This is a genomic window from Rhodococcus sp. JG-3 (assembly GCF_000482405.1).
In the GTDB taxonomy this organism is placed as follows: Bacteria; Actinomycetota; Actinomycetes; order Mycobacteriales; family Mycobacteriaceae; genus Rhodococcoides; species Rhodococcoides fascians.
The window spans coordinates 1-22,867 of the sequence record NZ_KI519398.1; the positions used below are offsets into that span (position 1 = coordinate 1).

22 protein-coding genes, 1 pseudogene and 1 riboswitch are annotated in these 22,867 nt (G+C 64.7%); of the genes and pseudogenes, 6 read left to right on the top strand and 17 right to left on the bottom strand.

Annotation, left to right across the window (positions count from 1 at the left end):
* Positions 1 to 321, top strand: a pseudogene (locus tag K414_RS29040) (hypothetical protein); the annotation flags it as partial.
* Between the two features lie 2 nt (positions 322 to 323).
* Here K414_RS29040 and K414_RS0101055 read toward each other — a convergent pair.
* Entirely contained in the window at positions 324 to 1,019 is a 696-nt protein-coding gene (locus K414_RS0101055) for a GNAT family N-acetyltransferase (protein ID WP_094643879.1), read from the bottom strand.
* A gap of 103 nt (positions 1,020 to 1,122) precedes the next feature.
* Here K414_RS0101055 and map point away from each other — a divergent pair, with 103 nt between their 5' ends.
* Complete coding sequence (map, locus tag K414_RS0101060) at positions 1,123 to 1,893, top strand: type I methionyl aminopeptidase (protein WP_027494248.1); 771 nt, start codon at positions 1,123 to 1,125, stop codon at positions 1,891 to 1,893.
* Positions 1,894 to 1,910: 17 nt separating this feature from the next.
* Here the strand turns inward: map and K414_RS0101065 are convergent, their stop codons facing one another.
* Complete coding sequence (locus K414_RS0101065) at positions 1,911 to 2,324, bottom strand: GNAT family N-acetyltransferase (protein WP_081701671.1); 414 nt, start codon at positions 2,322 to 2,324, stop codon at positions 1,911 to 1,913.
* A 279-nt stretch (positions 2,325 to 2,603) separates the two neighbouring features.
* On the opposite strand from K414_RS0101065, the gene K414_RS0101070 reads away from it, so the two are divergent.
* Entirely contained in the window at positions 2,604 to 3,083 is a 480-nt protein-coding gene (locus tag K414_RS0101070) for a winged helix-turn-helix domain-containing protein (protein WP_032366689.1), read from the top strand.
* Positions 3,084 to 3,097: 14 nt separating this feature from the next.
* Here the strand turns inward: K414_RS0101070 and K414_RS0101075 are convergent, their stop codons facing one another.
* The 4 genes from K414_RS0101075 to K414_RS0101095 form a co-directional block, all read right to left on the bottom strand.
* The gene (locus tag K414_RS0101075) at positions 3,098 to 3,622 is read right to left on the bottom strand and encodes a hypothetical protein (protein WP_027494251.1); all 525 of its coding nucleotides are present in this window, start codon (positions 3,620 to 3,622) and stop codon (positions 3,098 to 3,100) included.
* A 78-nt stretch (positions 3,623 to 3,700) separates the two neighbouring features.
* Positions 3,701 to 5,047: an LLM class flavin-dependent oxidoreductase gene (locus K414_RS0101080; RefSeq protein WP_027494252.1), complete on the bottom strand. Its 1,347-nt coding sequence runs from the start codon at positions 5,045 to 5,047 to the stop codon at positions 3,701 to 3,703.
* A 12-nt stretch (positions 5,048 to 5,059) separates the two neighbouring features.
* Complete coding sequence (locus K414_RS0101085; RefSeq protein WP_027494253.1) at positions 5,060 to 5,932, bottom strand: LLM class flavin-dependent oxidoreductase; 873 nt, start codon at positions 5,930 to 5,932, stop codon at positions 5,060 to 5,062.
* Between the two features lie 327 nt (positions 5,933 to 6,259).
* The gene (locus K414_RS0101095) at positions 6,260 to 6,670 is read right to left on the bottom strand and encodes a nuclear transport factor 2 family protein (RefSeq protein WP_027494254.1); all 411 of its coding nucleotides are present in this window, start codon (positions 6,668 to 6,670) and stop codon (positions 6,260 to 6,262) included.
* 126 nt (positions 6,671 to 6,796) lie between these two features.
* On the opposite strand from K414_RS0101095, the gene K414_RS0101100 reads away from it, so the two are divergent.
* Complete coding sequence (locus K414_RS0101100; RefSeq protein WP_027494255.1) at positions 6,797 to 8,611, top strand: FAD/NAD(P)-binding protein; 1,815 nt, start codon at positions 6,797 to 6,799, stop codon at positions 8,609 to 8,611.
* 29 nt (positions 8,612 to 8,640) lie between these two features.
* Here K414_RS0101100 and K414_RS0101105 read toward each other — a convergent pair whose 3' ends face one another.
* Positions 8,641 to 9,216 (bottom strand): TetR/AcrR family transcriptional regulator, encoded by a 576-nt coding sequence (locus tag K414_RS0101105; protein WP_027494256.1) that lies wholly within the window; start codon positions 9,214 to 9,216, stop codon positions 8,641 to 8,643.
* A 108-nt stretch (positions 9,217 to 9,324) separates the two neighbouring features.
* On the opposite strand from K414_RS0101105, the gene K414_RS0101110 reads away from it, so the two are divergent.
* Both K414_RS0101110 and K414_RS0101115 read left to right on the top strand, forming a co-directional pair.
* On the top strand, positions 9,325 to 10,344 hold the full coding sequence (locus K414_RS0101110; RefSeq protein ID WP_027494257.1) for an aldo/keto reductase: 1,020 nt from the start codon (positions 9,325 to 9,327) through the stop codon (positions 10,342 to 10,344).
* 1 nt (position 10,345) lies between these two features.
* Positions 10,346 to 11,212, top strand: a complete 867-nt coding sequence (locus tag K414_RS0101115; protein ID WP_027494258.1) for an LLM class flavin-dependent oxidoreductase — start codon at positions 10,346 to 10,348, stop codon at positions 11,210 to 11,212.
* Between the two features lie 24 nt (positions 11,213 to 11,236).
* Here the strand turns inward: K414_RS0101115 and K414_RS0101120 are convergent, their stop codons facing one another.
* The 10 genes from K414_RS0101120 to K414_RS0101165 all read right to left on the bottom strand — a co-directional run bounded on the left by K414_RS0101120 (position 11,237) and on the right by K414_RS0101165 (position 22,502).
* A complete protein-coding gene (locus tag K414_RS0101120) occupies positions 11,237 to 12,172 on the bottom strand; it encodes an NADP-dependent oxidoreductase (protein WP_027494259.1) in 936 nt (311 codons plus the stop codon).
* A gap of 37 nt (positions 12,173 to 12,209) precedes the next feature.
* Complete coding sequence (locus K414_RS0101125) at positions 12,210 to 13,334, bottom strand: LLM class flavin-dependent oxidoreductase (RefSeq protein WP_027494260.1); 1,125 nt, start codon at positions 13,332 to 13,334, stop codon at positions 12,210 to 12,212.
* On the bottom strand, positions 13,331 to 14,071 hold the full coding sequence (locus K414_RS0101130; RefSeq protein WP_230591599.1) for a DUF1684 domain-containing protein: 741 nt from the start codon (positions 14,069 to 14,071) through the stop codon (positions 13,331 to 13,333). The genes K414_RS0101125 and K414_RS0101130 overlap by 4 nt, the downstream gene beginning before the upstream one ends.
* Positions 14,068 to 15,432: an NtaA/DmoA family FMN-dependent monooxygenase gene (locus K414_RS0101135; RefSeq protein ID WP_027494262.1), complete on the bottom strand. Its 1,365-nt coding sequence runs from the start codon at positions 15,430 to 15,432 to the stop codon at positions 14,068 to 14,070. The genes K414_RS0101130 and K414_RS0101135 overlap by 4 nt, the downstream gene beginning before the upstream one ends.
* Positions 15,433 to 15,434: 2 nt before the next feature.
* A complete protein-coding gene (locus K414_RS0101140) occupies positions 15,435 to 16,514 on the bottom strand; it encodes an LLM class flavin-dependent oxidoreductase (RefSeq protein ID WP_027494263.1) in 1,080 nt (359 codons plus the stop codon).
* The gene (locus K414_RS0101145; protein WP_027494264.1) at positions 16,507 to 18,105 is read right to left on the bottom strand and encodes an ABC transporter ATP-binding protein; all 1,599 of its coding nucleotides are present in this window, start codon (positions 18,103 to 18,105) and stop codon (positions 16,507 to 16,509) included. Before K414_RS0101145 ends, K414_RS0101140 begins: the two co-directional genes overlap by 8 nt.
* Complete coding sequence (locus K414_RS0101150) at positions 18,102 to 18,998, bottom strand: ABC transporter permease (protein ID WP_027494265.1); 897 nt, start codon at positions 18,996 to 18,998, stop codon at positions 18,102 to 18,104. Before K414_RS0101150 ends, K414_RS0101145 begins: the two co-directional genes overlap by 4 nt.
* A complete protein-coding gene (locus K414_RS0101155; protein WP_027494266.1) occupies positions 18,991 to 19,971 on the bottom strand; it encodes an ABC transporter permease in 981 nt (326 codons plus the stop codon). Before K414_RS0101155 ends, K414_RS0101150 begins: the two co-directional genes overlap by 8 nt.
* Positions 19,968 to 21,623 carry an ABC transporter substrate-binding protein gene (locus K414_RS0101160; protein WP_081701507.1) on the bottom strand — a complete coding sequence of 552 codons (1,656 nt, stop codon included), beginning with the start codon at positions 21,621 to 21,623 and terminating at the stop codon, positions 19,968 to 19,970. The genes K414_RS0101155 and K414_RS0101160 overlap by 4 nt, the downstream gene beginning before the upstream one ends.
* A 175-nt stretch (positions 21,624 to 21,798) precedes the next feature.
* Positions 21,799 to 21,892, bottom strand: a riboswitch (SAM riboswitch).
* A gap of 103 nt (positions 21,893 to 21,995) precedes the next feature.
* The gene (locus K414_RS0101165; RefSeq protein ID WP_152530339.1) at positions 21,996 to 22,502 is read right to left on the bottom strand and encodes a hypothetical protein; all 507 of its coding nucleotides are present in this window, start codon (positions 22,500 to 22,502) and stop codon (positions 21,996 to 21,998) included.
* Positions 22,503 to 22,867 lie beyond the last annotated feature (365 nt).

Consider the following 22,867-nt stretch of genomic DNA (forward strand, 5'->3'; position numbering starts at 1 on the left):
GCCAATCCCCTCGGCGGCGGCTGGACCACCGTCAACAACCTCCAATGCCTCTGCGAATACCACCACAGCGTCAAAACCGCAGGCTACTGGACCGCAGCCACGCTCCCCGGCGGTGCCATCCTGCGGACCTCCACCTCGAAAACCACCCGAATCACCCTGCCCGCCAACGGAACCGCCGTACCCATCATCGGCAACGACCTGCAGCCCTGCATCCCCACCCAACCCAGACGATCCGGCATCATCGCCTACCCCGACCCACCCGACAACCCGACCCCCGAACCAGAACCGACCAACGAAGAGGACGAGGAGCCGCCCTTCTGACCTCAGACGTCGGCCGCTCGTTCCGGTGTTCTCACCAGCGTCAGCTGCGAGGTCTGGCGCAGCGAGAATCCGATCGAGAGGTACAGCTCGATAGCGCGGATGTTCGTCGCGGCGGCATGCAGGAACGGCTCGTCGCCTCGGGCCCTGATGCCGTGACCGACCGCGCGGACCAGCTCGGTGGCCAAGCCCTGTCCGCGATGAGCCGGGTCGGTACACACTGCGCTGATCTCGGTCCACCCCGGCGGACGCATGCGCTCCCCTGCCATCGCGATCAGTGCGCCGCCCCGTCGGATACCGAGATACGTGCCGAGTTCGCGGGTGCGAGGAAGGAACGGGCCCGGCTCGGTGCGTCGCACGAGATCGAGCATCTCGGGCACGTCGTCGGCTGTCAGTTCTACCGCCTCGGCCAACGGCCGGGTCTCCAGTTCAGTGCCCACGAGTTGAACGATCCCGAAGCTGTCGACCACGGACCACCCCTCGGGCACATCCAGCACCGGCCCCCGCAATCCCACGATGCTTCGCGGCCCGAACAGCACTGCGATGTCGTCCCAGTCCCGTGGCTGCAGAACATCGGGATGCGCCAGAAAAGGCGAGACCTGGGGATCAGCGCGAATCACTCGGCCGCGCGTGATCGCAAACCGCGACAGCGGACCCCCGAGGGAGGTACGAATGGGATCGTCGAGAGGGTGAACAGACACGTCGGTCAGCGTCCCATGTCGGGCCCGGTCAGTTGCTCACGACCCACTCCGTCACCAATACTAATACCGGTATAGTTATTCGCATCGAACCGAAAGGCATTCCGTGATCGAAATCCTGCCCCCGAGCAAGATTCCCCTTGCCCGTGAAACCGGCGCACTCGTCGCCGAAATTCTCGAGACCGTCCGCGAACGCGCGACCGTCGGCACCAACCTGCTCGAGATCGACGAATGGTCCAAGGACATCATCCTCGGGGCGGGGGCGACGTCGTGCTACGTCGACTACGCGCCGTCCTTCGGGCGCGGACCGTTCGGCCACTACATCTGCACGTCGGTCAACGACGCTGTGCTGCACGGTTTACCGCACGACTACAACCTGGCCGACGGCGATCTGCTGACGCTCGATCTTGCCGTCATCCTCGGCGGCGTGGCATCGGACTCGGCCATCAGTTTCGTCGTCGGTGAGAACAAGCCGGCAGAGAGCCTGGCGATGATCGATGCCACCGAACGAGCGTTGACCGCCGGCATCGCCGCGGCACTTCCGGGCAACAAGATCGGCGATATCTCTCACGCCATCGGGACGGTTCTTCGCGAAGCCGGTTATCCCATCAACGTTCAGTTCGGTGGTCATGGAATCGGGTCGACGATGCATCAGGATCCGCACGTATCCAATACCGGCAGGCCCGGCCGCGGCTACGGCCTTCGCCCCGGCCTGATGTTGGCGCTCGAGCCCTGGGTGATGGCGGATACCGACGAGCTGGTCACCGACCCCGACGGGTGGACGTTGCGCAGCACCACCGGTTGCCGCACCGCGCACAGCGAACACACCGTCGTCATCACCGACAGCGGGGCCGAAATCATGACCCTACGTTCGTGATTGTGCGTCGGTAGGAGTCACAAACGCTTCTCGAAGGTGTTGGAGAACGGCAGCAGTTCGTACGGCGGAAACACCGGGATGCGGGTGTAGCCGCTCTTCTCGTACAGCCGCACCGCGTCGGGCTGACGATCACCGGTCTGCAAAATCAAGCGTCGCAATCCCTGGTCGCGGGCCGCATTCTCGGCCGCCTGCAGCAGCGCGGTGGAGACTCCCGACCCACGGTGATCAGGATGAACGAACATTCGCTTCAGTTCGAGGTCGGGGCCGTTCCACCGCAGAGCGGCATGTCCGACGGCCTGCTCGACGTTCTGCGCATCGCACCGATAGACGACGAACGTGCGATGCACGTCGCCTTCGTCCACGGCATTGGCCTGCGTCTTCGCCATCAAGGCCGCTCGGTCCGCGTATCGGGGACCCACCTCCGATGCCATTGCGGCACGGAGCGATTCGGCGTCGGGATGGTTCCAGTCGACGGCGCGGGTGACGAGGTCTGTTCGGGACTGCGCTACATCGGTCACGCTCGATCGGACCACGCGCTACGGGCCGCCGTCAACCGCTGCAATCACGGTGAGTTTATTGCTGGTGCGATCAGTCGTCGTCGTGCACTGTGACAGCGTGAACACGAACTGTCGCTGCCCACGCTGACCATCCGACCTCCCCACCGTCGACAGCACTTGTCACAGTCGACACTTGTCACAGGAGCCACAGCCATGAGCACCGAAGCGACCGTCGTTCTTCGTATCTCCGATTCCGGGACGTCATCCTTGCAGGGATTGACTCGACCGCAGTTGCACGCCCTCGCCGATGCTCTCCGCGTCGCCGCCAAAAGCTATGCACCACATGCCAAGATCCTGACGCGTTTCGACGTCCGGGTGAACGAACTCAACGCTCCCCTTGTCATCGACCTACCCGCGCGCGATGTGGTTCTCGCCGGCAAGAGCGTTCGGTTCAGCCACACCGAGTTCGAGATCTTCGCCTATCTCGCCCAGCATCCTCGTGTCGTGGTGAACAGATCCGAGCTGAGTGACTCGAACGGCGGCCGCAGTGTCGACGTCCATCTCTCCAGGGTGCGAACCAAACTCGGGCAGTACGGCCGACTGATCACGACGGTCCGCGGCACCGGCTACCGATTCGACCCCGAGCCCGGAATCCGCGTCATCACCGAGCCGTCGGTGCTGCGCAGCGCCTGAGATCAGTTACACGACTACCGCGTCAGTGCTGCTGTTCGACGTCGACGGTTCCGACGTACCACCACGAACACGAGCAACGCGACCAGAACCACCGCGATGATCGCGCCCAGTGCCGTCGCGCCGCGGAAGCCGGGTGCGCTGGTATCGAGGGTGCGTTCGCCGGCGTGGGCGGCATTGCTGGTACCCAGAACGATGGTCAGAGTCAGCAGGTTCGGGATGGCGGTGACGACTGCGAGAATTACCGATCCGATCGCCAACTGCTTTCCCGCCCTACCCTTTCGGACCGACCACGCACTCCAGAAGAACATCAGTGGCGCGAACGTGCAGACGATTCCGAACAGCAGGCCCCACAGAATTCCTTTGGTGAACGTGCGATCAGCCAGGCTCTCGACGCGCAGGCTCCACCACCGTGGCAGGAACGCCGCCAGAACGAAGTAGGCGATCAACAGAAGAACGACGCCGGCACCGAGCAGGATGCCGCGCCGCTTCCAATTCGCCGAGCTGGTCGACGGTGCAGGCGTGGTCGGGTCAGCAGTCATAGGCCCATGGTAGAGCGTTCACGTTCCCATCGGACCCGACCCGAGACCTGATCGTTAGATGGGGATGTGCCCAGCCCGCTACGACGCCCGTGCACGCTCCGAAGCATCGTCACCGTCGAGGCCCAGGTGTCCCCGCAACGTCGTCGAGGTGTATTCGGTACGGAACACCCCTCGCTCCTGCAATGCCGGGACCAATTTGTCGACCAGATCGCCGATGGCGTCGCGCAAGTGGTACGGGTTGATGTTGAAGCCGTCGACCACACGGTGACGCACGAGGTCTGCCCAGTGGTCTGCCACTGCCGCAGGGGTTCCCGAGTGGAAGCGCGACGCCGGCGACACTTCGAGCACCAACTCTCGGATGGACAGCCCTTTCTCTTCCGAGAGGGCTCGCCATTGCGCGATCTGAGTCAGTTTGCCGGTCCGAGCGTCGATGGACAGCGTGCCGCGTGACGGATCCAGCTCGGCGTCCACCGGATCGATGTCGGGTAGTGGGCCCTCCGGGTCGTACGCCGAGAGGTCCTTGCCCCAGTAGTGCTCGAGAAAGGCGATGGCTCGAACACCGTTGTGCGCGTTGGATCGAAGCCACCGCACCTTCTCTTCGGCCTCGGCTTCGGTATCACCGAGTACGACGGTCACCCCGGGCAAGATCTTCACGGCATCGGCGGGTCGGCCGTAGGCGACCGTCCGGCCACGTAGATCTTTGGCGTAGGCCACCGCTGCGTCGTAGGCGTTGTTGGCCGAGAAGACGACGTCGGCGTGCCGGGCTGCGAGGTCCCGTCCTCCCGGCGAATCGCCGGCCTGGAACAGCACCGGCCCACCTTGCACACTGGACCGAACGTTGGGTGCCGCAACCGCTTCGAGCAGATCGGTGTGGAACTCCACAGGAGAACCTGCCCAATACTGCTTCGCCAGTTCGACCACCTGGGTGGCGCGCTCGTAACGGCGTTCGTGCTCCAACCACCCTCCGCGCCTCAAGTTTTCACCCGTCCAGGCGTTGTCGGTGGTGACGATGTTCCATCCGGCGCGCCCGTCCGACAGTGCGTCCAGGCTGGCCAAACGACGAGCCAACTCCACCGGGATGCTGTACGTGGTGTTCTGGGTCGCGACAAGTCCGATGCGCTCGGTCACCGACGCCAGAGCCGCCAGTTGCGTGATGGCGTCGGGCCTGCCGGCGATGTCGGTGGAGAGAATGTCGCCACGGTTTTCTCGGATACGTTGACCGTCCCCGAGAAAGAACGCGTCGAACAAACCGCGTTCGAGTGTGACGGCGACCTCGACGAACGTGTCGGTGGCCACTTGATCGGGGGCGTGCGAATCCTCCCAGACCGTCTGCGCGCCGATCCCTGGATAGAACACGCCCAGGTGAATCTGCGCGTTCGGGTCGAACGGTGCGCCGGTGTCCGGGTGATGGTCGATGATGCCCATGACAGCTCTTCTCTACTCGTGCGCAGCCGCGGCGTAGCGGCTGACCGGACGCGGCAACCCCAGGTTCTCCCGCAGCGACAGTCCCGGCGTCGGTCGACGAATCAGATGTGCCGGTACCGCAAGCTCTTTCAACGCCGCACCACCGAGGTGCAGCCGGACGCCGTCGACGACACCGGCGAGGGCCTCGGCCTTCGACAGGTGGTCGATATCGGCGAACACCAGCGCGGCTCCGTCGCGGCGAGCGGTGTCGGCCTGCTCGCTGATCCCGTCCCCGCGTACGAGTGCGACATCGAGCAGATCGGTGACTCCCAGGTCGGCGTCGCCGATGACGACGACCTGCCCCTGCGGCGGACGAGGAGTGATCAGTGGCCCTACGACGTCGAAGAATTCGCCCTCGAAGCGCACGTGATGCACGCGAGCGGGATCGAGATACCGGCCGGACTCCGCGTCTCGAACGACGGCGTCGTCTTCCCACGAATCCCACAGCCGCCCCGCCACGTCGATGACGTCCCGCACTTCGGCGGTGGTCTCGGAGCGGACCTCGGATCCGACAGCCGCATGAGTGTCCGCGCTGTTGTCGACACCGACCACCCAGGCCCCGCGGCCGTGCGAGGCGTGGTCCACACTCGCGAGTTGTGTTGCGAGAAAGAACGGTTCGGTCGTCAGAGTGTGGACCGTGGGAGCCAGGCCGAGGGTGGACGTGGTGGAGGCGACGAATGCCGCACGAGTACCTGCATCGAGGCGCTCGCGTGAGGAGACCAGCGAATCACCGAAGGTGACGAGGGTGAAGCCGGCGCGTTCGGCGGCGGCCGCGTTCTCCTTCAGGAGCGCAGGTGTCTCGTCGAACCCGTCGAGTTCGACGGCGAAGTACAACGTCTCGGTCATCCTCGGTTCAGCCCTTCGCACTCGTCGTGTTCCTGCGTCCTCTGTACCGACGATCTTCACCGGACGGCTCAACCACGAGTTCCGAAGTCCAGCGCCGCGGCGGTGCAGGCAGGCTGAGCTCCGAGTCGATCGATCAACGCCGCCGCCAGTGCTTTCAGCCAGGTCATACGTGGACCCTAGGTTCATCCGCTGTAGAGCACACCCGTTGCGATCACGCTGATTCGAACGACGTAGACGCCGGTACGTAGACGCGCAGTGTCAGCACGAGGTCACCACTTCGCGGGCCCGGACCCCATGCCTGTGCTGCCACCGATCAGGTCGTGCGACCTACGTCGACCTCCACGAGGACCCGGTTTCGCGCTCGAAGACCGGCCGCACATCCACGGTGTCGTAGACGATGGACAGTGCAGAAATGCGTCCGTTCTCGTCGAGTTCGGCGACGTCGACCACGTCGAACGGGGCCGCCACACCCGAGGGCAGTCTCCAGTCGAAATGGAACCAGAACGTGACGAGTCGAGCGCCCTCGGACGTACGACCTTCGGCGACGCCCTTCGAGGTCAGCGTCGCACCCGAGGTGTCCGCGAAAAGCGCGCGATAGAAGTCGGATGCGGGCGTCGGTCCGTACAGCGGCGAGTGCACAACCGCACCGGGTGCGAACAGAGTCAGGACCGCATCGACGTCGGCCCGTCGAAGTGCATCGAGGTACTGCTCGACCAAGTGGTCCGCGGACGAGTTCATGAAGCAAGGGTAGCCGACCGCCAGGACGCAAGACATTCGCTCATCGTGATTTTTTGCCCCTGCAGCAACGACTTTCGGCGTGTGCATACTTCTCGTAGTGGGACAGTGTCAGATGGAGGGCCGCCGGTGAAATCGTTCACTATCGCCATTGTGGGTGCGGGTCCGCGCGGCACAGGTGTACTCGAACGACTGCTGGCGCGCCGGTCCGATGCGGAGCTGCACATCCACGTCGTCGATCCGTTCCCTCCGGGGGCCGGTCGCATCTGGCGTAGCAGTCAACCACCGCTGCTGTGGATGAATTCGGTGGCCGCCGACGTCACCATGTTCACCGACGACACCACCGTCGTCGACGGTCCGATCCGCCCCGGTCCGACGCTGGCGCAGTGGGTTCTGGAACATGCCGACACCCTGCGCCAGGACCTCGAATTGCGGGACGAACTGCGCGATTTCGGTCCGCATTCCTTCGCGTCGCGGACTTTACAGAGTCGCTACCTCAGCTGGGTGTTCGAGCACGCCGTTGCCGACACCGACACGCACGTTCACGTTCATCGAGCACGGGTGACGGACCTGACCGCCGACCAGGTACTGCTACTCGACGACGGGTCGACCATCCGCACCGATGCCGTGCTCTTGGCCCAGGGACATCCGGATGCGCTTGCATCGCATCGTGAATCACAGCTCGATGAGTTCTCCCGAACCCATGGGCTGACGTACATCGGCCCCGGATACACCGCAGATCTCGATCCCAGCCGAGCGCCTGCGGGAGAACCGTTGCTGATTGCCGGGCTCGGATTGGCATTCATCGACTGGATGGTGTTGCTCGCGGAAACTCGCGGTGGATCGTTCGCCCGCAACGCGGACGGCGTGCTCGAGTACACCGCCTCCGGCCGCGAACCGATTCTCTATGCAGGTTCGCGGCGCGGAGTTCCGTACCACGCGAAGATCTCCTACGACATCGCCGCGGCGCGCCCGCCACTCCCGAAGTTCTTCATCGCCGACGCCTTCCCCGGCCACGGCCCCCTGCACTTCCGCGACGAAATCTGGCCGCTCGCATCCAAAGAACTGGCCTGGGCTCATTACTACGAGTTGTTCACGGCCCACCCCGAGCGAACAGTCGGCTCCTGGCCGGAGTTCGAGATCGGATTGAGCGAGATCACCTGGGGATCGCAGGAACTCACCGCCTTCGTGGAGCAATTCGTTCCGAAGGACGAGGACCGCATCGATCTGGCACGGCTCGACAAACCCTTTGCCGGACGGCGTTTCGATGGACTCGACGAGGTACGTACCGAGCTGCAGACCTACATCGAGACGGACCTTCGTCGTCGAGCAGATCCCTACTACAGCTCGGATGCCGCCGTCTTCTCGGCGCTGCTCTCGGTGTACATGACCATCGGAGAGTTGTTGCGACGCGGGCGCATTCCGGCGCAGTCGGTCGCAGGCGATGTGGAAGGGTGGCTGCACGCGTTCTTCAGTTTCGTCGCGAGCGGTCCGCCACCGGAACGGCTCGAACAACTCCTGGCCCTCAGCCGGGCGAACATCGTTCACTTCCTCGGCCCCGATGTCACCTTCTCCCCGGAGAACGGGTCGTTCGTCGCCCGTAGCTCTGCACACGATGTGGTGGTGCACGCCGACACTCTGATCGACGCGCGCTTACCCGTCGCATCGATCGCCGCCGCCGGTGACGAATTGCTCCGCACCCTCCATGCGCGCGGCGACATCACCGACATCCGCGCCACCGAGCACAGCGCAGCGAAAGTAGCAGTCGACGGGCGCTCTCGATTGATCACCGCGTCGGGAGAGGTTGCCGAGAACCGCTACGCGGTGGGTCCGTGGGTCGCCGGACACACGTGGTCGAGCGCCTTTCCGCGGCCGAGGACCAACGCCGGCTTCTTCCGACACAACGACCAGCTCGCGGCAGAACTACTGCGGCACAGCCGCTGAACCGTCGGTCGGCCGAACAACGGACCGGATCACGGCGCGATGCGCAGTCCGGCGATCAGCACCCGCGCCATCTTGCGGGGATCGTAGCGGCTGTCCGTGGGACCGATGCACAGGTTGCCGACCGCCCGCATCAACTCCAATGCGGTCTGCCCCGGGGCGATCTCCCCCGAGTCCGCAGCGGCGTCGAGCAATGACTCGCACACCGGAACCAGCCGGTTCAGGAAGTAGCTGTGCAAGGTCTCGAATCCGGCGCTGTCCGACTGCATGGCCTCGGCCAGACCGTGTTTGGTGACCAGGAAGTCGACGAACCGATCGATCCAGAGCACCAACGCCGCGTGCGGTGATTCGCGGCCGGCGAGAAGCTCCTGACCGGCGACGGCGCAGGCCTCCACCTGATGTCGGAAGACGGCGACGACGAGGTCGCCCCGCGTCGGGAAGTGCCGGTAGATGGTTCCCACGCCGACGCCGGCCCGCCTGGCGATATCGCGCACCGGGACTTCTACTCCCGACTCGACGAACGCAGCCGCCGCTGCGTCGAGCAGGGTCGCTTCGTTGCGCCTCGCATCCGCCCGCTTTCTGGGCTGCTCGGCTTCGGCCTCGGTCACTGTTCCTCCAGCCATCGACAAACGGAACAACGTTCCGTATGTTTGTTTACGGAACGTTGTTCCGCTTACTCGCAGAGTAACCCCTCCAGAGGCCACAAGGAGATCCCCATGCAGTACCGCACACTGGGACGCACCGGCGTCCAGGTCAGCACTCTCTCGCTCGGCGCGATGAACTTCGGTGCCATCGGACGCACCACGCAAGACGAGGCAACCGCGATCGTCGACGCCGCACTCGAGGGCGGTATCAACCTCATCGACACCGCGGACATGTACAGCCAGGGACAATCCGAGGAAATGGTCGGCAAGGCGATCGAAGGTCGGCGCGAGAACATCGTGCTGGCCACCAAAGTGTTCAACCCCATGGGCGACGAACGCAATCATCAGGGCAGCTCCCGCCGCTGGATCGTCACCGAACTGGAGAACAGTCTGCGCCGACTCGGTACCGATCACGTCGACCTCTACCAGATACACCGCTGGGACCCCACAACGAGCGACGAGGAAACCCTCTCGGCGCTGACAGATCTGCAGCGTGCCGGGAAGATTCGATACTTCGGCTCCTCCACCTATCCGGCTTACCGAATCGTGCAGGCGCAGTGGACCGCACGGGAGCACCGTCTCGGGCGGTTCGTCACCGAGCAGCCGCCGTACTCGATCCTGCAGCGCGGCATCGAATCCCACGTCCTCCCGGTCGCGCAGGAGTACGGAATGGGCGTTCTCGCGTGGAGTCCCCTGGCGGGCGGCTTCCTCTCCGGAGCCATCCGGGCCGGGCGAGAGGCCACCACCAACCGCGCGGCGATGATGCCCGAGCGATTCGGCACGGACACTCCCACGGGACGGGCCAAACTCGACGCCGTCGAGAAACTGGTCGGCGTTGCCGACGAAGCCGGACTGACACTGATCCAACTCGCACTCGGTTTCGTGACGGCTCATCCGGGAGTCACCAGCGCGATAGTCGGGCCGCGTACCGTCGAGCACCTACACTCGCAGCTCGCTGCCGCCGACACCGTCCTCCCGGCCGATGTCCTCGACAGGATCGACGAGATCGTGGCTCCGGGAGTCGATCTCGCGCCGGACGACAAGTTCGACACCCCGCCGGCACTGCTCGACGCCTCCCTGCGGAGACGCTGACATGGTCAGCTACGGGATCATGACCCCTCCCCAGAACGTCTCCTACGCCGACCTGCTCCGGGTGTGGCGCGAGGCAGACGGCATTCCGGAAATCGAGCACGCGTGGCTGTTCGATCACCTCATGCCCATCGGCGGTGACCTCGACGGCCCGATCTTCGAAGGCTGGACCATGCTGTCCGCATTGGCCGCTCGCACCGAGCGGTTGCGATTGGGAATCATGGTCACCAGCAATCGGATCCGTCCACCCGCGATTCTCGCGAAGATCGCCGTCACGGTCGACACGGTCTCGGACGGGCGGCTGGACTTCGGCATCGGTGCCGGATCACGGCCGAGCGTGCCGATGGCGAGACGGGAGTACGACGGGAGCGGGCTGCCCTACAGCGACGCTGCGAATGCTGTTGCGCGACTGAGTGAATCGCTCACGGTGATTCGTAGGCTCTGGACCGAGAGTGAGCCCTTCGACTTTCACCGCAACCACGTCGACCTCGTCGGGGCGTTCCAGAATCCGAAACCGATTCAGCGACCGGGCCCGCCGATCGTGATCGGCGGCCGGGCGGCAGGAGTGCTGCGCCTCGTCGCCGAACACGCCGACGTATGGAACATTCCCGGTGGGGACCTGGCCGACGCACTGGACAGAGGCAGACTACTCGACCGGTACTGCGCCGAGATCGGGCGCGATCCAGGGGCGATCACCCGATCGATCGCTCTCGGGGTGTCGTTCGAAGAACCCGAGAGGTTGAGAAACGACATCGGCGACGCGGTGGCCGCCGGATTCGATCATGTCGTTCTCATCCTCCCCGGCCCCTATCCCGACGGCATCGCGCAGAGAGTGACCGAGGAGTTCATCGGTCCGAGTACGAGCTCGTGAAGCGTTCTGAGCCCCCGGTACTCGTCAAGGAATCAGGATGAACTTGCCGCGCGGGTGCGTCGACTGCAGCTCGGCGTGTGCTCTCGCCGCATCGGCGAGGGGAAACGTCTTGGCAACCGTGACCTCGAATACGCCTGCACCCGCCTGCTCCAACAGCACCGGGGATGCGAGGCGTCGACGCTCCATACTCACCGGCCCACCGACGGTGAGGAACCCGTCTGCCGAAGCTCGCCCGAAGGCGGCCGTGCTGACCAATCTCGCTCTGTCCGGTAGTAATTCGAGAGAGACGTCGACGGCCTCCTCGGTGCCCACCGTGTCGATTGCCGCATCCACCCCATTCGGTGCGGCTGCTCGTACCCGGTCGATCAGTCCGTCGCCGTATTCGACGGGCTCGACACCGTAGGACCGGAGCGCGTCGTGGTTCTGTTGGCGCGCAGTCCCGATGACGGTGGCCCCGCGCTCCAGAGCGAGCTGAGCCACCACGGACCCGACGCCGCCTGCCGCTCCATGCACGAGAACGGTGTCTCCGCTCGTGACATCGACGGATTCGAGTGCGTCGTAGGCCGTTCCAGCCACGGCGAGTACTCCCGCAGCAACGTTCCAGTCCAACGCTTCCGGCTTCTGGAACACGAACCGCGCAGGAACCAGAATCCTCTCGGCGTACGTACCGTTCTGGCCGGAGACAACCACCGCGTCGCCGACGGCGACAGGACCGACCGGGCCCTCGACGGTTCCTCCGACCGCCACCACGATGCCCGACGCCTCGCTGCCCAACGCAATCGGAAGCTTCGACCCGTCGGTACCGAAGGCGCCGCTGTAGCTCTTGTAGTCGAAGGGGTTGACGCCGATCGCCTTGACCTCGACCAGAACCTGGCCCTCGGACGGTTCAGGCAGCTCTCGTTCGACGATCTCGATGACGTCCGGTCCACCGTAGGACGCTGCAACTGCAACTCGTGTCATGCGCGGTACAACGGTCACCACGACGCAAATGTTCCGCTCAGATCCGCAGGCGCGGCAGTCCCCATTCCCTACCGAGCAATTCGTACGAGCGCAGCCGGTCCTCATGGTCGTATGTGACCGAGGTGAGCACGAGTTCGTCCGCATCGGTCGCTTCCTGCAGGGCGTCGAGCTTCACCGCGACCGTCGCCGCAGATCCGACGATCTGAGTGTCCACTCGATCAGCGACGAGCTCGTATTGCTCGCCGGTCAGCGGTGCCACGTTCTTCGGATCCGGGTACTCGATCGCACCTCGACCGCTGCGAATGCTGTGCACCCATTGCGGGAAAGACGCTGCCAGCTCACGGGCCTGCGAATCCGTTTCTGCAACAACCACATCGGCCGACACCGCCACGTACGGCGAGGACAACCCGGCCGACGGCACGAAAGCACGGCGATACTCGTCGATCGCCTCGAGAGTCGTCCCCGGGCTGAAGTGATAACTCGCCGCGAACGGCAGACCGCGGGCACCGGCCTCACGGGCAGTCGGCCCAGCGCTGCTGCCGAACAGCCACAGCGCCACATCGGCCCCGACACCCGGGCGTGCCGTCAACGGCACCCCGTCGCGCTCGTAGCTACCGGCAAGCAGCGCAACAAGGTCGTCGAGTTGATCGACGAATTCCGGGACCTCAGCGTGCGGCTGCTGCAGCGCAGCCAGAGACGCAGCCAGCAGCGGGGTCGTTCGCGGGGTCGCCGCAGCGGGCGCCACTGGGAACAGTCCACCGGGTTCCGATGACACCGCGTGCTCGGGCGCAGCCTGCTGTGCACCGGTCAGGGCTGCTGCTCTGCGCTGCCCGGATCGACCCACACCAAGATCGATACGACCCGGATACAGCGCGTCCACCGTTCCGAAGGACTCCACAACGGCAGCAGCTGTCGTGAAACCGAGCTGGACCGCAGCCGATCCGACACGAATGCGGTTGGTGGCAGCCGCAATCAAACCCACCAGTACGGCAGGCGCAGAACTGGCCGCAGCGACGAAGTGATGCTCGGCAACCCAGTAGCGCTCGTAGCCCCACTCTTCGGCCTGTCGTGCCAGATCGAGCGAATTCCGGAGCGCCTGAGCAGTGCTCGACCCAGCGCTGATCGGTGCCAGGTCGAGAACGGACAGCGGCACGCGCGTCATCCGGGCGTCTTCTCCCCTGCTTCGACAGCCACCGTCAGCCGGTTCTCCGCCGGCGCGACCGGGCACGTCGCGTAGTCGGTGAACGCGCACGGCAGGTTTGCCGCTCGGTTGAAATCGAGTGCCACGGAGCCACCCTCGGGTTCCGCCACAGCAAGGATCCGCGCTGCCGGGTACGTGGTGACCCCGCTCGTGGCATCGGTGAACAGAACCTTCAGACCAGTGTCGTTGCCGCCGAACGCAACCAACTGCTGGGCTGCACCGGCCAGCTCGAAATCGAGGGTGCCCACCGCAGTGTGGTGGTGTTCGAGACCCTCGACCACGGCACCTGTCGTCACGGTGACCGGGGCGTCGTAGGGCGTGAACGTGGCTCGGGCCACGAACTCCTCACTGGGCTCGAAGGCCGGTATTCCGTTGTAGGACTGCAGGGTCGAGGCTTTAGGATCGTGGACCCGTAGCGCCACCGCGCCGGTGCGGCGGATGACCTCGATACGGCGTTCACCGTCGTCGACGAGGATCCCGGGCGCACCCTCCACCGGATTCAGAGTCGTCACCCCGTCCACTCCCTCGACGGTCACCGAGTCCGCATCGGCCCGCCATCGGCCGGGCAGATCGGCAACGATCTCGAACTCGTCGGTCAGCCAATACAATCCGGTCAGCGACAACCATCCCAGTGGATCGCCGTAGGACGCTTCCCGGTCCGCGTGCCACTGCTTCCAGTCCTGCTCGAATTCACTCACGATGCTCGCACTCCTTCACGCTGTTGGTACGGGTGACGCAGACCGAGGTGATCACGCAGCGTGTTCCCGGTGTACTCGGTACGGAAACTACCGCGATCCTGCAGCTGTGGGACGACTTTGTCGACGAACTCGTCGAGTCCGGCCGGCGTGATGTGCGGGACGAGGATGAACCCGTCGCACGCATCGTTCTGGACGTAGCTGTCGATGTCCTCTGCTACCTGTGCCGGCGTTCCGACGAACTGCTGCCGGGTCGTCACCGCGATGATGAGCTCCCGGATGCTCAGGTTCTCGGCCTCGGCACGCTCACGGTACTGCTGCGCAAGGGTTCTCGGGTCACCGTGGCGAGCGCGACCACGGGTGATGCTCACGTCACCACTCGGCTCGACGTCGGGCAACGGTCCGTCCGGGTCGTAGTCGGACAGGTCTCGTCCCCACACCTGCTCCAGAAACGAGATTGCCGTCTTGCCGCTGACCTGTTGGTGCCGTATGTGGTCGGCCTTCTCGGCTGCATCCTGGGCCGAGTCCCCGAGGACGAACGTGGCGGCGGGTAGCACCTTCAGGTCGGCGTGCTCGCGGCCGTATTTGGCCAACCTTCCCTTGACGTCGGTGTAGAACTTCTGCCCGTCCTCCAGCGTCCCGTGGATGGTGAAGATCGCATCCGCCTTGGCCGCACCGAACTCACGACCTTCGTCGGAATCGCCGGCCTGCAACAACACCGGGTGTCCCTGCGGACTGCGCGGCAACGTGAAGCGGCCCGTCACATCGAATTGACGACCCGAATGCGAGACCGTGCGGATCTCGGATTCTCGGCCGAAGACACCTCGATCCCGATCGACGACGAACGCATCGGACTGCCACGAATCCCAGAACTCTCGGGCGACGTCGATGATCTCGTTCGCTCGCACGTAGCGGTCGGCCCGGTCGAGGTAGCCACCGCGTCGGAAGTTCTCTCCGGTGAACGCGTCGGACGAGGTCACCATGTTCCACGCCGCGCGCCCGTCGGACAGGTGGTCCAGCGAAGAGAACTGCTTGGCGAGCTCGAAGGGCTCGTTGAACGTGGTGTTGATCGTCCCGGCGAGTCCGAGCTTCGTCGTCACCGATGCCAACGCGTTCAACACCGTGAGCGTGTCCGGGCGGCCGACGACGTCGAGATCGTGAATCTTGTTGCGATGCTCGCGTAATCGCAGACCTTCGGCGAGGAAGAAGAAGTCGAACAGCCCACGCTCTGCGGACTCGGCCAGGTGGACGAACGAATCGAATTCGATCTGGCTCTTCGACGCCGGGTCGGTCCAGACGGTGGTGTTGTTGACGCCAGGGAAATGCGCGCCGAGGTGGATCTGCTTCTTGGTCCGCTTCGAGATCGTCACCGACTGTTCCTTTCGGGTGCTGCAAAACGATTTGTCGGACGAGCCAGGCCGAGGCGCTCACGCACCGTCGCTCCGGTTCTGCTGTCCGTGGCCGGGAGTGTCTTCACTCCCGACGGAAGCGCGAGCGGCACGAGAGTGACCCCGTCCAGTCCCGCGGATTCGGCCGCTCCGAGAAGCAAGTTGAGCCCGGCGACGTCGCCCACGTACTGCAGCGATTGCGGCGTACGTACCCGACCCGCCCAGTTGTCGAGCTGCGCCAATTCTTCGGCCGCGGTCTCCGACACCAAGGTCTCGACGTCGAGTAGCACGAACACGTCCACCGGGTCGCGTCCCTCGGCCACGACGGCCCGTCGAACACGCGCCGCGAGGCCAGCTGCGCCCTCGATCGAGTCTGCAGCAATCCGCACGATGTCCGCTCTGGCGGCCGCTACCGCGGTCGATTCGGCGGAGTGGGCGCGCACTGCTACCAGTGGCTGTCCTTGAGGTGACCTCGGCGTGATGGACGGCCCTTTCACCGAGAAGTGCTCACCCAGAAAGTCGATGTAGTGCAACTTGTCTCGGTCGACGAACCGACCCGTCGCAGCGTCTCGAATCTCGGCGTCGTCCTCCCAGCTGTCCCACAGCCGAGTGACGACCTCGATGGCCTCGTCGGCCTCCTGCCACAGGCTCTCTTCGTCCTGCTCGCCCTTACGCCCGAACAGTGCTGCCTGCTCCGCGCCGCCGGACACCTCGACCTGCCAACCTGCGCGACCGTGTGAGGCGAAGTCCAGACTCGCGATCTGCTTCGAGATGTGGAACGGCTCGGTGTGGGTGACGGTGACCGTCGGGATCAAACCGATGCGTTCGGTGAGCGCAGCAGCCCGGGCTGCCACGGCAACCGCCTCGAGGGTCCGGGAAGCGAAGGAGTCTGCGAGAAAGACCAGATCGATTCCGGCCCGGTCTGCCGCGCGGAGCTGATCGATCCAGAATGCCGCGGTGAACACTTCCTCGGCGCGAGAATCTTGTCGCCGCCACGCCTGTGGATGTGCGCCGGTTCCCCTCGGTTCGATTGCCGTGACGAAAAGCTTGTCAGACACCGGTACCCACTCTCTGTGTCGCTGTTCCTGGGATGGCCGCGAGCAACTCGCGGGTGTATTCCTGCTGGGGGTTGTCGAATATCGAAGCGGTGCTGCCATATTCGACGATCACACCCGACTGCATCACAGCCACGGTGTCGCTGATCTGGCGAACCACGGCCAGGTCGTGCGAGATGAACAGATAGCTCAGACCGAACTCGGATTGCAGATCACCGAGCAGCGAAAGAATTTGTGCCTGCACCGACACGTCCAAGGCCGATACGGGCTCGTCGAGCACCACCACCTCCGGTGCCAACGCCAGTGCCCGAGCGATTGCGACGCGTTGACGCTGACCACCCGACAACTCGGCCGGGCGACGCGCCAGGTGGTCACTGCTCAGAGCAACTTGGTCGAGCAGTTCCGCGGCACGCGCCGAGCGGTCTCGCGACGTCCCGATCTTGAACGCGTCCAGCGGTTCTCGCACGATCTCGCCGACGCGCAACTTCGGGTTCAGTGATGCGTACGGGTTCTGATAGACGATCTGGACTCGACGCCGCAGCTCCCGCCTCGCCGTGCCACGAAGGCCGGTCACCTCGATTCCGTCGAACGTGACCGTGCCCGCGGAGGGTGTTTCCAGGCCGATCGCGATACGCGCCAGGGTGGACTTCCCCGAACCGGATTCGCCGACGACAGAGACGGTTCGACCCCGCTCGACCGTGATCGTGGCGTCTCGCACCGCATCCAGGTGAACGCCTCGTCCGATGGCGAAACGCTTCGACACCGACGAGACGGACAGAATTGGATCGCCCGCACCCGTCCTGGCCGGACGGAGCGTCGAGTTCAGAGACGGCGCGGCCGCGAGCAGCTTCTGTGTGTAGGGATGGGTGGGGTTCGCCAACACCTCTGCAGTCGGACCGGTTTCGACGATCTCACCACCACTCATGACGACCAGCCGGTCGGCGCGATCGGCCGCAACGCCCAGATCGTGCGTGATCAACAGAACTGCGGCACCCGTCTCGGCAATTCGGGCGTCCAGATGGTCGAGGATGCGTCGTTGCACGGTGACGTCCAGGGCGCTGGTCGGTTCGTCGGCGATCACCAGTTCGGGGCGGCACGCGAGAGCGATACCGATCAGTACCCGCTGCCGCTGCCCACCGGACAGGTCCTGCGGGTACTGGCGTGCCCGCACCTCGGGGTTGTCGAGGCCCGCGTCGGTGAGAATGCGGATCGCCTCGAGCTTCGCGGTACGCCGATCTGCCAACCCGTGCACACGCAGCACCTCGGCCACCTGGTCTCCGACGCGTACGACGGGGTTCAGTGAGGTGGTCGGATCCTGCGGCACGAGCCCGATATGCCGACCGCGCAAGCGATTCAGTGTCTTGTCCGACGCGGTGTCCAGGCGCCGGCCGTCGAAGGTCACCGAGCCACTTCGGATCCGACCGTTGCCGGCCAGCAAGCCGATGACCGCGTGGGCCGTGGTGGATTTTCCCGAACCGGATTTGCCTACGACGGCCAGTACCTCGCCGCGTTCGACGGTGAACGAAATTCCGCGCACGGCCGTCGTCGTGCCGTAGCCGACCGAGAGGTTGTCGACTTCGAGGATGGGGCTCATTCGGATCGCCTCTCGAGTGCGTGCCCGAGACGGTGCGCGGACAGCACGACTGCCACGATCACCAGGCCCGGTAAGGTGGTCATCCACCACGCGGTGGCGAGGAAGTTCCGACCCTCGGAGATCAGCGATCCCCACTCCGGTGTAGGCGGAACAGCGCCGAATCCCAGGAAGCTCAACGCCGAGACCGCCAGGACCGCCATACCGAATTCGACTGCTGCGAGGGCAATCACGGGACCGTACGAGTTGCGGAGGATGTGTCGGCGAAAGACGTCGAACCATCGCACACCCGAGGCGTACGCCGCCTCGACATACAGCGATCGACGCACACGCAACACCTCCGACCGCATGACCCGGGCGAAGTTGGCGATGAGGGTGACCCCCACGGCGATGGCGACGTTGATGGTTCCGAAGCCGAGCGCTGTGACCAGTGCCAGCGACAGCAACAGCGTCGGAATCGAGAGCAGCACATCGACGATGCGCATCAGCACGGCGTCGACGAGGCCCCCGACTGCCCCGGAGATCAGGCCGACGAGCGATCCGACGACCAGTGCGATCCCGACGGCGAGCAGTGTCGCGGTCAACGACAGACCGGAGCCGTGCACCACGCGGGTGAAGACGTCACGGCCGATGTTGTCGGTGCCGAACCAATGTGCCGTACTGGGGGCCTGGAGCTTGTCGGCGGGCATGCCCACCAACGGGTCTCCGCTCGCGAACACGGAGGGGAAGAGTGCGAATCCCAGCGCGAGCAGCAGCACGAGCGCGGACAAGGCAAGCCACACGTGCTTCAGGGCGTCCGTCAGAACCCGGCGACGCCGAGCTGTCGACGGCACCGGCTCTGCCTCGAGCAACGCCTCTGCCCGAACCTCGCGGTCACGAATCAGAATGTCAGACATGAGCTTTCTCCGGTTCCGCGACTGCGCGCGCAGGCTTGTACTCGCGCACGATGCGCGGGTCTATCAGCGGATACAGCAGGTCCACGGCCAGGTTCACCACGACGAACACCAGCGAGGTCAACACCACGATGCCCTGCACCACCGGAATGTCCTGGGCCAACACCGAGGTCTGGGTCAGCCGTCCCACTCCGGCCCGCGAGAAGACCGTCTCGACGACGACCGATCCGGCGAGCAGCGTCCCCACCAACACACCCGCGATCGTGAAAGCCGGGATGGACGACAGCCGCGCTATATGCCGCGTCTGCACCCGTAGCCGCGAAACGCCCTTGGCGCGAGCGACATCGACGAACGGCTGCTTCCAGGTAGTCGACATGCTGGTGGCCAACACCTGAGCGATGACCGCACCGGTCGGCAATGCCAACGTGACCGCAGGCAACACCAGTGCAGCCGCTCCGGCGTCACCGAAGGCCGGGAACCACCTCAACTGGAACGAGAACAGTTGCAGTAACAGCAGTCCCACCCAGAAGGTCGGTACAGCCACCCCGAGCGGCGGGAGTGCGAACAACAGATTCTCGAGCCACGGCGTTCGGGTGTACGTCGCGGCGTACGCCAGTGCCGACCCGAACACGACCGCCAATACCAGTGCGGTGCTTGCAAGGCCGAGCGTGCTCGGCACGGCATCGAGGATCGCCGTCGTCACCGGCTGTCCGGTGGCGATGGACAATCCGAAATCGCCCTGCACAGCCCCGGACAGCGAATGCCAGTACTGCACCCACACCGGCTGGTCCAAACCGTAGCGGGCCTGCAATTCTGCGACGGCCGCCGCGTCGACCGGTGTGCCCGAACCGGCAGAGTCGACAGCGAGACTGACAGGGTCCGAGGGCAGCAGGAACAGCACGCCGAACGAGATGGTGAACGCGGCCCACAGCACTGCCACTGCCTGCAGTACGCGCTGCCCGAGGTACCGGATCATGCGCTCAGCCAGGTATCGAAGAACTGCAGTCGAGCGGAGGCCTCGAACTTCAGGTCCTGCACTTTCGACGCCGCGCCGACGGCCTGCGACAGTTCGATCGTGGGGATCCACAGTCCGTTGTCGAGCACCTGCTGCTGAGCGGTGGCGAGGATGTCATTGCGCGCCGTTGCATCGGTGGTCGAGAGCTGATCGGTCAGCGAAGCATCCAGATCAGGAATCGTGCTGCGCGCGTTCAGGTTACGTCCGTCGACGGCGAACGTGGTGCGCAGAATGTCGCCGTCGGCGCGGGTGCTGTTGTAGTACGTGGAGTCGTAGTCCTTGGTGCCCTGACGTGCTGTCGCCTCGGACGTCGAGACCAACTCGAGCTGCAGGTCGACGCCCACCGCACGTAGCTGCTGCTGCGTCAACTCCAGGATCGCCTGGCTGCCAGCGAACACTGCGGAGTACATGACCTCGAAACTCAGCCTCCGCCCGTCCTTTTCACGGATTCCGTCGGCACCGGGAACCCAGTCTGCGTCGTCGAGCAGCGATTTGGACTTCTCGGGATCGTAGGTGACATCGGCGAGCTCGACGTAACCTGGGGTGGCGCTCGCCAACGTGCTTGTCGCCGTGCGGAAGTCGGGCCCGAGGACGGTATCGACGAGTTCCTGACGGTTGATCGCCGGTACCAGGGCCTTCCGTACGACGGGGTCTTGTAGCGCCCCGCGAGTGACGTTGGGCTGAATGCCGAACGGAACTCCCGGGTTCGAGTTGGTCAGAATTCGGCCGCCGATCGCTTCGATCTGCGGAGCGTCCTGCGGCAACGCGTCGCTGACGGCGTCGAGTTGATCGGAGGACAAGCTTCCTGTGCGAACGCCCGACTCGGGCACGATGGTGAATTCGATGCGATCGAGATAGGCCTCGCCGGTGTGACCGAATACCGCAGAGCCCCAGTTGTATCCGCTTCGCTTGCCCAGAGTGACTGAACGGTCCTGCTGGTAGTCCGCGTAGGTGAACGGTCCCGATCCGATATTGGTACCCAAGCACCGCGACTCGGCCGACTGCGCGGAGGTCGCGATGGATTGAATTCCGAGCTGAGGTGTCGAACTCGCCTGCAGGAACTGTGCATTCGATGCTGCGAAGTCGATGCGCACCGTCGAGGGGTCGACCACCGTCGCGCTCTGATAACCGGTCAGATAGCTCGCCGCCAGCGGTGCCTTCGCTGCGCCGAGGCCGATGATCGCGTCGAAATTCGCCTTCACCGCCGCCGCGTCGAGCACCGTGCCGTCACTGAAGGTGACGCCGTCCTTCAGCGTGAATGTGAAGGATTTCGCATCGGGACCCACGTCCCACCGCTCGGCCAGCCACGGTTCGATCTCACCGGTTTCGGGGTTCTGATCGGTGAGTGAATCGACGACCTGACGGGTCACGTAGATGGTCTGGTTGGTGCCGGACTGGGCGGGATCCGAGCAGGTCGGGGCCCCGGACAAGCCGTAACGCAAAGTTCCGCCGGACTGGGCCGGACCGGCGTCGGCGGCCGTGGTGGCGGCACCACCGGCGCATCCGGCGAGGACTGTGGCCGTAGTGGCGATCAGGCCGGCCACCAGGAATGCAGGACGAGTGGACACGTAGGTGTCTCCGATATCTGGTCGATCGCGCGCACGATCCCGCATCCGAGCTGGGTGTGCCCAGGAAGGAGTGCGCGCAGATGATGAGGTGAGGTGTGAAGTACGAGTTGTGACGAAATGTCAGCTGCGACAGGTCGAACCGTTGAGGCGGCACAGATCGACATGGAGACGGCGGCAACCGTTGACGAAGCCTGCGGCAACTCGGGTGTTCACGTGCAATCCTCCATCGGTCCCGGCGGTAGCACCCTCACCCGACGAGCGGGGGGTTGCTGCGACGTCATAGAGCCAGGTCTCTCGGTCGCTCTGGATGGTCCTACAGTTTCCGATACTACGAGAGCATCGCCCCGGTTGCCAACCGGGGTAGGAAAACCCGCCGATAACAGACGCGAGAAGCGCGGTCGGACCGACGCCTACCGTTCAGACGGCCAGCGCCAGTCCAGCGCTCCCACTCGCGCAAGATCTCGAATCATCATGCGAGGCAACCTTGTTCAACTCTGGCGCATTTACGCGGTGCACCCAGTAGTCGATCGCTTCGCCGGCATGAGCGAATCGGACGAGGACGTCCATGCAGAGCCAGGTCGCGACCGAGAAGTCATGCTCCGCACCGTCGAGACCGATCAGTGTCAACTCTTCTCCCACAGCAAGCAACGCGCGATCGATATCGGAACCGCCGGGGCCGAGCCACGCCAGCGCTCGTCCGAGTAGCGCCCAGTCTCCGGCGGTCACAGGCTCATCGGCCGATTGTCTGCACAGTTCCGCAGCCGCAGCGAGAGCATCCGCCACCGGATTCGACACCGAACCGTGGAGCTCAGCGAGAATGCCGCGATCGGAGTCGACCAGATCGGCCATGTAGCGCCAGCGGGCAGGAAGCGCCGCGTCCTCTGGCCACAGGTCGGCGGTGCCGAACTGGAGACGGGTGATCATGTCCTTGGGCGAACTGCACGAAAGCGCGGAGCCACACGAGTCGTTCATGTCGATCATCCCCACTGGGTCAACACACAACATTGGACACCGGCTCGACAGTCGCATTCGCAGATACCGTCGAGCAGTGGCTTTCGTCACCGATGAAGCAACGCTGCTGTGGTCGTTACGTCCGCCTTGGGGAATATTGAACGCCGCCACCAGCATCTCCGCGACTCGTGGTTGTACAAAACCGACAACGTCACACTTTTGGTCCATATGTAATTGGTCGCATAGTGCCGTGTTCCGACTCCAGCTGGGCCGCAGCGACAGCCAAATGATGCGGGAACGTACGTTCGAATACTTGTCGGTGGGTCGCGGTAGATTCT

What these genes read in the sequence shown, in the direction of transcription:
- K414_RS0101160 (WP_081701507.1), bottom strand. Translation starts at nt 21,623, where the DNA reads ATGCGGGATCGTGCGCGCGATCGACCAGATATCGGAGACACCTACGTG.
- K414_RS0101115 (WP_027494258.1), top strand. Translation starts at nt 10,346, where the DNA reads ATGGTCAGCTACGGGATCATGACCCCTCCCCAGAACGTCTCCTACGCC.
- K414_RS0101080 (WP_027494252.1), bottom strand. Translation starts at nt 5,047, where the DNA reads ATGGGCATCATCGACCATCACCCGGACACCGGCGCACCGTTCGACCCG.
- K414_RS0101110 (WP_027494257.1), top strand. Translation starts at nt 9,325, where the DNA reads ATGCAGTACCGCACACTGGGACGCACCGGCGTCCAGGTCAGCACTCTC.
- K414_RS0101070 (WP_032366689.1), top strand. Translation starts at nt 2,604, where the DNA reads ATGAGCACCGAAGCGACCGTCGTTCTTCGTATCTCCGATTCCGGGACG.
- K414_RS0101155 (WP_027494266.1), bottom strand. Translation starts at nt 19,971, where the DNA reads ATGATCCGGTACCTCGGGCAGCGCGTACTGCAGGCAGTGGCAGTGCTG.
- K414_RS0101165 (WP_152530339.1), bottom strand. Translation starts at nt 22,502, where the DNA reads ATGATCACCCGTCTCCAGTTCGGCACCGCCGACCTGTGGCCAGAGGAC.
- K414_RS0101125 (WP_027494260.1), bottom strand. Translation starts at nt 13,334, where the DNA reads ATGACGCGCGTGCCGCTGTCCGTTCTCGACCTGGCACCGATCAGCGCT.
- K414_RS0101075 (WP_027494251.1), bottom strand. Translation starts at nt 3,622, where the DNA reads ATGACTGCTGACCCGACCACGCCTGCACCGTCGACCAGCTCGGCGAAT.
- K414_RS0101150 (WP_027494265.1), bottom strand. Translation starts at nt 18,998, where the DNA reads ATGTCTGACATTCTGATTCGTGACCGCGAGGTTCGGGCAGAGGCGTTG.
- K414_RS0101085 (WP_027494253.1), bottom strand. Translation starts at nt 5,932, where the DNA reads ATGACCGAGACGTTGTACTTCGCCGTCGAACTCGACGGGTTCGACGAG.
- K414_RS0101145 (WP_027494264.1), bottom strand. Translation starts at nt 18,105, where the DNA reads ATGAGCCCCATCCTCGAAGTCGACAACCTCTCGGTCGGCTACGGCACG.
- K414_RS0101065 (WP_081701671.1), bottom strand. Translation starts at nt 2,324, where the DNA reads ATGGCATCGGAGGTGGGTCCCCGATACGCGGACCGAGCGGCCTTGATG.
- K414_RS0101095 (WP_027494254.1), bottom strand. Translation starts at nt 6,670, where the DNA reads ATGAACTCGTCCGCGGACCACTTGGTCGAGCAGTACCTCGATGCACTT.
- K414_RS0101120 (WP_027494259.1), bottom strand. Translation starts at nt 12,172, where the DNA reads ATGACACGAGTTGCAGTTGCAGCGTCCTACGGTGGACCGGACGTCATC.